Consider the following 8,027-nt stretch of genomic DNA (forward strand, 5'->3'; position numbering starts at 1 on the left):
GCGGTTGCGCCTTGCTCAGCAGCAGGGGGTGGCGGGAGCGGTGCAGCCGGCGGCCAACTCAGCCAGCCAGCCCCGCAGGCGTTCCAGGGCTTGCGGCTGCAGCTGGTAGTAGACCCAGCGCCCGCTCTGGCGATCGGCGAGCAGGCCGGCTTCCTTGAGCACCTTGAGGTGAAACGACAGCTTCGACTGGGCCAGCCCCAGCTCGGCGGTGAGTTCGCACACGCAGCGCTCGCCGCCGCCGAGGGCCTCGATCACCTGCAGCCGGATCGGATCGGCCAGGGCCTTGAGCAGCTGGCGGGCCTGATCCGGATCCAGCGCCGCAGGCGCCAGCGAGGGGGCGAGAGGCACGGGCGGCTCCGAACAACCCATCAAATCTAGTTGGTGCGTGCGGGGCCCCTGCATCGCCCAGGCCGCTCGGTTTGTTCTGCCTCGATTGCGGATCCACCGCAGCTGGGGAGATGACCATCGCCCCCACCCCCACCCCCAACCCCGCCGCCACCCCGACCGAAACCGCGGCCTGCGCTGGGCAACCAACCTGAGCAGGGTGCCGCTCTGGTGCTGCCGCCCACGCTGCGGCTCACGCCCGAGCAGTTCGCCATTGTGTGCGAGGCCAACCCGGAGGCGGTGCTGGAACTGGCGGCCGATGGCCAGCTGATCCGCATGACCCCCACCGGTGGCGACACGGGCGCCCGGGGGCTGGCTCCGCCCCCTTAACCCGTTCATAAGACCCATCAACAGCTGTTGATGTGAGAGTACTGGTAGTTGCTCTGGCGCTGTGCGCATCGGCATCAACGGCTTCGGCCGCATCGGCCGCCTGGTGTTCCGGGCCCTCTGGGACCGGCCCGGGATCGAGCTGGTGCACGTGAACGACTGCGGCGGCGACGCCGCCAGCGCGGGCCACCTGCTGGAGTTCGACTCCGTGCACGGCCGCTGGACGCACCCGGTGACCGCCGCCGTCGATGGCTTCAGCGTGCAGGGCCGTCCGGTGGGCTACTCCCAGCTCAGCCATCCCGCCGTGGTGCCCTGGCGGGAGGCCGGCGTGCAGCTGGTGCTGGAGTGCAGCGGCAAGGTGAAGACGCCCGAAACCCTCGCCGCCTACTTCCACGAGCCCGGCATCGCCAAGGTGATCGTGGCCTGCCCCGTGAAGGGCGAACTCGACGGCGTGGAGATCCCCAGCATCGTGTTCGGCATCAACCACGCCACCTACCAGCCCGATCGCCACCGCCTGCTCACCGCCGCCTCCTGCACCACCAACTGTCTGGCGCCGGTGGTGAAGGTGGTGCACGAGAGCTTCGGCATCCGCCACGGCTCGATCACCACCCTGCACGACGTGACCAACACCCAGGTGGTGATCGATGGCTTCAAGAGCGACCTGCGCCGCGCCCGCTCCTGTCTGCAGAACCTGATCCCCACCAGCACCGGTTCGGCCAGGGCGATCGGGCTGATCTTCCCCGACCTCCAGGGCCGTCTCAACGGCCACGCCATCCGGGTGCCCCTGCTCAATGCCTCGATCACCGACGCGGTGTTCGAGCTGGAGCGCGGCGTGACGGTGGAGGAGGTGAACGGCGCCTTCGAGGCCGCCGCCAACGGTGCCCTGCAGGGGATCCTCGGTTATGAAACCCGCCCACTGGTGTCCAGCGATTTCCTCAATGACAGCCGCAGCTCGATCGTGGATGCCCTCTCCACCCTGGTGGTGAACGGCACCCAGCTGAAGGTGTACGCCTGGTACGACAACGAGTGGGGCTACAGCTGCCGCATGGCCGATCTGGCCTGCCACGTGATCGCCCGGCAGCAGGAGCTCCGCTGATGCGCACGCTCTCACCGGTTCAGCAGTACGGCATCATCACCGCCAACAACTGGGCGTTCACCATCACCGATGGGGCCCTGCGCATGCTGGTGGTGTTCCACTTTCTCAAGCTGGGTTTCACCACGCTTGAGGTGGCGTTTCTGTTCATCTTCTACGAGTTCTTCGGGGTTCTCACCAACCTCTACGGCGGCTGGCTCGGCGCCCGTTTCGGTCTGAAGCTCACGCTCTGGATCGGCACGGTGCTGCAGATCGTGGCCCTGTTGCTGCTGGTGCCGGTGGCGGACACCTGGCCCAGGCTGCTCTCGGTGGTGTGGGTGATGGTGGCTCAGGCCCTCAGCGGCATCGCCAAGGATCTCGAGAAGATGAGCGCCAAGAGCGCCATTCGCGTGGTGGTGCCCGAAACCCCCGACGATCACAGCCGCGGCGAGGGGCAGCTGTTCCGCTGGGTGGCCATCCTCACCGGCGCCAAGAACGCCCTCAAGGGCTTGGGCTTCTTTGTGGGTGGTGTGCTGCTCACCAGCGTGGGCTTCAACGCGGGCGTGGTGGTGCTGGCCGGCTGGCTGGCGGTGGCCTTTCTGGTCACCCTGCTGCTGCCACGGGACATCGGCAGGATGAAGAGCAAACCCGCCTTCAAGTCTCTGCTCTCGAAGAGCGAGGGCATCAATGTGCTGTCGCTGGCCCGCTTCTTCCTGTTCGGCGCCCGCGATGTGTGGTTCGTGGTGGCTCTGCCGGTGTTTCTGCAGGCGAGCCTCGGCTGGGACTTCTGGAAGGTGGGCGGCTTCATGGGCCTGTGGGTGATCGGCTACGGGATCATCCAGGGTTCGGCCCCCAGCCTGCGCCGGGCCTGGGGCAGCGATCGGCCCCCCGGTCCGCCGGCCGTGCAGTTCTGGGCGGCCGTGCTCTCGGCGATTCCGGCGCTGATCGCCATCAGCCTGTGGCGTGAGGTAGGCAACCCCGGCATCGCCGTGGTGGTGGGGCTGATGGTGTTCGGGGTGGTGTTCGCCATGAATTCCTCGATCCACAGCTACATGATCCTGGCCTACACCGAAGCCGAGGACGTGAGCCTCAATGTGGGCTTCTACTACATGGCCAACGCCGCCGGCCGCCTGCTGGGCACCCTGCTCTCCGGTGCCCTGTTCCTTGTGGGCGGGCTGCAGGCCTGTCTGTGGGCCTCCTGTGTGCTGGTCGGCCTGGCCTTCCTCGCCGGCAGGCGGCTGCCCACGCCGCCCAGGCAACTGCAGCCTGCCGGTGCCTGATCAGCGGTAGCCCTCCTTGCGGGTGTCCTCGAAGCTGCGGCGCAGGGCCTCGCCGATGGTGAGCCCGATCGGCAGATCGCCGCCGAAGGAGGTGCCGATGATGTGGCGGTAGAGCTTGCTCTCCACCAGCCGGTAGGTGTCGGCGGGCAGGGGGATGTAGCCGGCCTCCTCCACGAAGCGCAGGCCGTTGCCCACCGTGAAGCCCACGAAGCTGCGGATGGTGTCGTCCTCCCGCATCTTTCTGTCGTTCACGTAGATGAACAGGGGCCGCGACAGGGGCTTGTAGCTGCCGTTCTGGGCCGTCTTCACCGAGGGGGCCACGGCGATGCCGTCCGGCCCGGCGATTGCCAGGGCCTTGAGGCGATCCTGGTTGCTCTGGTAATAGGCGAAGCCGAAGTAACCCATGGCGTCGGGGTCCTCAGCCACGCATTGCACGGTCACGTTGTCGTCTTCGCTGCCTTCATAGTCGCTGCGGGAGTTGCTCTTGTCGCCGTTGATGGCCTCGTTGAAGTAGTCGAAGGTGCCGGAGTCGGTACCGGCGCCGCAGAGCCGCAGGGGCCGCTCCGGCCAGTCGATGTTGATCTGCTTCCAGGTCTTCACCTGGCCCTCCGCCTGCTTCGACCAGGTGCGCGAGAGCTCCTTGGCGGTGATGGCGCTGGCCCAGTCGTTGCCACCGTTCACCACCACCGTGAGGGCATCGAAGGCCAGGGGCAGCTCGATGAAGGTGATGCCCTTGGCGGCGCAGGCCTCGAGCTCGGCGCTGCTGATCGGCCGGGAGGCGTTGGCGATCGGGATGGTCCCCTGGCAGAACTGGCGCAGGCCTCCGGTGGTGCCCACCTCGGAGAGGTTCACGGCCACGTTGCGGCCCCGCTCGGTCTTGTTGTAGGCCGCGATCGCCTTCTGGATCACCGGAAACACGGTGCTGGAGCCGCTGATGGTGAGGCTGGAGGCGGGGCCCTGCTCCCCGGGACCCTGGGCGTCGGGGCCCCCGCAGCCGCCCACCAGCAGCAGCGAGGCTGTGAGCAGAAGAGCCGGGAGCGGGCGAGCCATGGACGGGGAAAGAATCGACTCCAGGCTGATTGATCAAGGTTTGTTGTTGGTTAAGAACAGGTCAGGACTGGCCTTACGCAACCGTTTGGGATCCGGTTCCGCGCGGGTTCGCGGACGAAAAATGGGGGGCTGGTGTTCTCCAGCCCCCCAGTGCTTCTGCAGTGCTCCTGCGGCCCTCGCGGGCCCGGCGTCACTCCTTGATCTTCTCGATCTCGGCCAGGGCCCGCTTGAGCACGTCACCCTTGATGGGTACGTAGCCCAGTTCGGCGGCAGTGGCCTGGGGGCCGTCCTGCAGGGCCCACTTCAGGAAGGTGCGCACGGCCTCAGCGTTCTCGGCGCCGTAGCCGCTCTGGTAGGCCAGGATCCAGGTGAAGGCGGCGATCGGGAAGCTGTCGGCGCCGGCGGGGTTGCAGTCCTCGCCACCGAGCCGCTCATCCAGCGTGATGCCATTGAGGGCGGCGGCGCCGCTCTTCTCATCGGCCATCACGAAGTTGCCCTCCTTGTTCTGGAGTGCCGCCGCCTTGATGTTGCCGCGCACGAAGGCCTGGTTGAGGTAGCCGATCGACCCCGGGGTGTTCTGAATCACCCCGGCCACGCCCTCGTTGCCCTTGCCGCCCACGCCCACGGGCCAGTCCACCGCCTTGCCCACGCCCACCTTGTCCTTCCACTCCGCGGAGAAGCAGGCCAGGGAGTTGGTGAAGGCGAAGGTGGTGCCGGAGCCGTCGCTGCGGTGGGCCACGGTGATCTTGCCGGCCGGGCAGCCCAGCTCCTGCCAGTCGGTGATCTTGCCCAGGAAGATGTCGGCCACCTGGGCCTGGGTGAGCTTGAGGTCGGGGCAGTTGGGGTTGTTGTAGGCCACCGGGATGGTGCCGCCGAGCATCGGGATCTGAACGGCTCCGCGCTTGCCGGCAGCCTCTTTCTGGAAGTCCTCGGCGGAGAGCTGTTCGTCGGTGGCGCCGAAGTCCACCGATCCGGCCAGGAACTGGCGCACGCCGGCGCCGGACCCCACCGACTGGTAGTTCACCTGGTTGCCGGTTGCGGCGGCGTAGTCCTGCGCCCAGCGCTGGTAGGCCGCCGCCGGAAAGGTGGCGCCGGCGCCGTTGATCGTGGGCAGCTTGGTGGCACCACCCCCGCAGGCCGTTGCCAGCAGGGAGAGCGACACCACACCTCCGGTGATGGCGAGTGTGGAACGACGGAGTTGCATGGACTGGCGTTCTGACCGCTGCCTACGTCTAACGGACGGTCGCAACGGCGAGCTTAAGAGGTGGTTATGGACGGGTTAACGCATGACCGGTTGGTGCCGATCCGCACAGCAGGGCGGTTCTGCCAACAAAAAGAGGGAGACGCCAATCGCGTCTCCCCCGTCGATGGATCGGTCCTCGGGAAAGTGCCAATCACACCGTCAATGGCTGCCCCGGGTCGGCCTATTGACCGATGCGGCCCACGGCGGCCTGGGCCTGCTTCAGGATGTTGCCCTGGAGGGGCACATAGCCGAGACCGGAGGCCTGGTTCTGGGCCGCGGGGCTGAGCAGATGGTTCATGGCCGTGCGGATCGACTGCGTCTTGGCGCCGTTACCGCTGCGGTAGGCCAGGATCCAGGTGAGGGTGGAGATCGGGTAGCTGTTGGCGCCGGCGGGATTGGGATCCTCACCCGCCAGGTTGCCGTCCAGCTTGATGTTGTTCAGGGCTGCCGCGCCGCTGGCCCGGCTGGGCATCACGAACTTGCCGGCCCTGTTCTGCAGCGCCGCGGCCTTGATGTTGCCGCGCACGAAGGCCTGGTTCAGGTAGCCGATGGAGCCCGGGGTGTTCTGGATCGTGCCGGCCACACCCTCGTTGCCCTTGCCGCCCACGCCCACGGGCCACTTCACGGCCTTGCCCTCACCCACCTTGCTCTTCCACTCCGGCGAGAAGGCGCTCAGGGAGTTGGTGAAGGCGAAGGTGGTGCCGGAGCCGTCGGAGCGGTGCACCACCCGGATCGGGCCCTTGCCGCACTTGAGCTGCTCCCAGGTCTTGATGTTGCCCAGGAAGATGTCTGCGGCCTGCTTCTGGGTGAGGTTGAGCTTGCTGCAGCCGGGCTGGTTGAAGGCCACGGCGATGGTGCCGCCCACGGCGGGGAACTGCACCACGCCGCGCTTCACCTGGGCGGCTTCGGATGCCTTGATCGGCTCATCGCTGGCACCGAAGTCGACACTGCCGGCCACGAACTGGCGCACACCAGCGCCGGAACCCACCGACTGGTAGTTGACGCGCACCTTGCTGGCGATCCCGGCGAAGGCACGCTGATAGAAGGGGGCCGGGAAGGTGGCGCCGGCGCCGCTGATGGTGGCCTGGGCCAGAAGGGGAGTGGTGATGGCCGCCGTCACGGCAACAGCGGTGAGGCTGCCGGCGGCGATGGAGGCCTTCTTGGCGAAGGTCATGGAGGGGACTGTTGGGTCGCACAAGAATTAGCCGCCACTCCGGCACCGGTCGTTATGGGGTGATTAACCGCTGGTGAAGAGCTGGTTGCGGGCTACCCGCGGGATGTGTTGGTCACTGCCCTTGCCAGGAAGCCTGCCATGAAAAAAGGCCCTCCCTGGGGAGGACCTTGGAGCGATCGAGGTGTGTGTGAGGGGTTCGCCTCAGACTGAGGCTGCTGATCGGAAGCGGGCTTGTGGATCAGGTTGTGGATCAGAACCGGAAGGTGGTCTGAATCACGCCGCCCCAGGCGTCGTTGAAGCTGTTGCTCCGCGGCTCGTCGGCGTAGAAGAGGGCCGGGGTGATGCTGATGTTGTCGGTCACCTGGAAGCGGTAGAAGATCTCGTAGAGCATCGTGTTGTCGCTGCCACCGGTGAAGGGCGGCTGGCCGACGGCGAAGCCGGCGGCGTTGCCGGCCCAGCCCACATCGCTCCACTGCAGACCGGCCATCCAGGATTGGGAATCATCCAGGCGGCTGGCCCAGTTGTACCCGTAGCCGAGGCTGATCGAGGGGATCCAGCCGCTGTCCACCGGGCCCCAGTAGCCGGCGATGGAGAGGCTGTTGGTGTCGCCGCCATCAGGCACGGTGGAGCTGAAGTTTGCATCCCGCAGGCTGGAGTTCTGCGAGCCGTAGCGGTAGCCCAGAGCGATGCCCCAGTTCTTGCCGCGATAGCCCAGCTGGGAGAGGGCGCTGATGCCGCTTTCCTCGGTGAAGGCACCGATGGTGGAGTCGGCGAAGCCGTTGCTGGAGACGTAGTTGGTGTCAAAGGTGAGATAGGGGCTGCCCTTCTCCACCTGCTGCCGCCAGCTCACACCCACACCGGCGCCGGTGGCCTTGTTGTAGGTGCCGGAAGCACCAGCCAGACCGAAGTAGTCGAGGATGTCCGACTTGTAGGCGCTGGGGATGAAGGAGAGCATCTCGGTGTTGCGCACCAGGGCGCCCACCGTGATGTTGAAGCCCTCGCCCACCGGGAAGCGGTAGAAGAGACGGTCGATTTCGACGCTGTCGTCGGTGCCGGCGGCCTTGTCGAGGGTGAAGACGCCGCTGCGGAAGGGCAGGGATTCAAAGTTGCCGGCGCGCAGGCGGGTGCGCAGCAGGTCCTTGCCGGTGAAGCTGGTGTCGAAGCTCAGCCGCACGTCGTAGTTGAAGGTGACCTCGTTGGGGTTGGCCGGCCGGGTGCCGTCGGAGGCGCGCAGCGGGCTTTCGAAGTCGGGCATGCCGCCCAGGATCATGCTGGCCTCACCGCGCAGCTTGGTGGTGGTGGAGAACTGGGAGGCCTCCAGCTCACCCACCTTGGCCTCGAGGCCATCCACGCGGCCCTTGAGCACGGCGAGTTCCTTCTCGAACTCGGCCATCAGGCGCTTGAGCTCGTCGGTCACCTCGGTGACGCGGTCGAGACAGGCATTCAGGAGAGCGGCCGCCTCGAAGCGGGTCATGGCCCGCTGGCCCTTGTAGGTGC

General features: G+C 67.0%; 8 protein-coding genes. 3 read left to right on the forward strand and 5 right to left on the reverse strand.

Annotation, left to right across the window (positions count from 1 at the left end; all coding sequences use genetic code 11):
- Positions 1-15: 15 nt before the first annotated feature.
- Positions 16-369: a helix-turn-helix transcriptional regulator gene (locus KBY90_RS14435; RefSeq protein WP_254969362.1), complete on the reverse strand. Its 354-nt coding sequence runs from the start codon at positions 367-369 to the stop codon at positions 16-18.
- A 186-nt stretch (positions 370-555) separates the two neighbouring features.
- Between KBY90_RS14435 and KBY90_RS14440 the strand changes: the two genes are divergently transcribed.
- From KBY90_RS14440 to arsJ, 3 genes are all read left to right on the forward strand, one after another.
- Positions 556-714, forward strand: coding sequence for a hypothetical protein (locus KBY90_RS14440; protein WP_396122605.1), 159 nt, complete (start codon positions 556-558; stop codon positions 712-714).
- A gap of 61 nt (positions 715-775) precedes the next feature.
- A complete protein-coding gene (locus KBY90_RS14445; RefSeq protein ID WP_254969363.1) occupies positions 776-1,807 on the forward strand; it encodes an ArsJ-associated glyceraldehyde-3-phosphate dehydrogenase in 1,032 nt (343 codons plus the stop codon).
- On the forward strand, positions 1,807-3,063 hold the full coding sequence (gene arsJ, locus KBY90_RS14450) for an organoarsenical effux MFS transporter ArsJ (RefSeq protein ID WP_254969364.1): 1,257 nt from the start codon (positions 1,807-1,809) through the stop codon (positions 3,061-3,063). Before KBY90_RS14445 ends, arsJ begins: the two co-directional genes overlap by 1 nt.
- Here the strand turns inward: arsJ and KBY90_RS14455 are convergent, their stop codons facing one another.
- The 4 genes from KBY90_RS14455 to KBY90_RS14470 form a co-directional block, all read right to left on the reverse strand.
- Positions 3,064-4,113 carry a PstS family phosphate ABC transporter substrate-binding protein gene (locus KBY90_RS14455; protein ID WP_254969365.1) on the reverse strand — a complete coding sequence of 350 codons (1,050 nt, stop codon included), beginning with the start codon at positions 4,111-4,113 and terminating at the stop codon, positions 3,064-3,066. It abuts the gene before it with no gap.
- Between the two features lie 190 nt (positions 4,114-4,303).
- Positions 4,304-5,317, reverse strand: coding sequence for a phosphate ABC transporter substrate-binding protein PstS (gene pstS / locus KBY90_RS14460; RefSeq protein WP_254969366.1), 1,014 nt, complete (start codon positions 5,315-5,317; stop codon positions 4,304-4,306).
- Positions 5,318-5,537: 220 nt separating this feature from the next.
- Entirely contained in the window at positions 5,538-6,530 is a 993-nt protein-coding gene (pstS, locus tag KBY90_RS14465; RefSeq protein WP_254969367.1) for a phosphate ABC transporter substrate-binding protein PstS, read from the reverse strand.
- A 250-nt stretch (positions 6,531-6,780) separates the two neighbouring features.
- On the reverse strand, positions 6,781-8,027 hold a 1,247-nt coding region (locus tag KBY90_RS14470; protein WP_254969368.1), incomplete at its 5' end, for an iron uptake porin.

Origin of the sequence: Cyanobium sp. CH-040 (genome assembly GCF_024346135.1) — a bacterium.
Lineage (GTDB): Bacteria > Cyanobacteriota > Cyanobacteriia > PCC-6307 > Cyanobiaceae > NIES-981.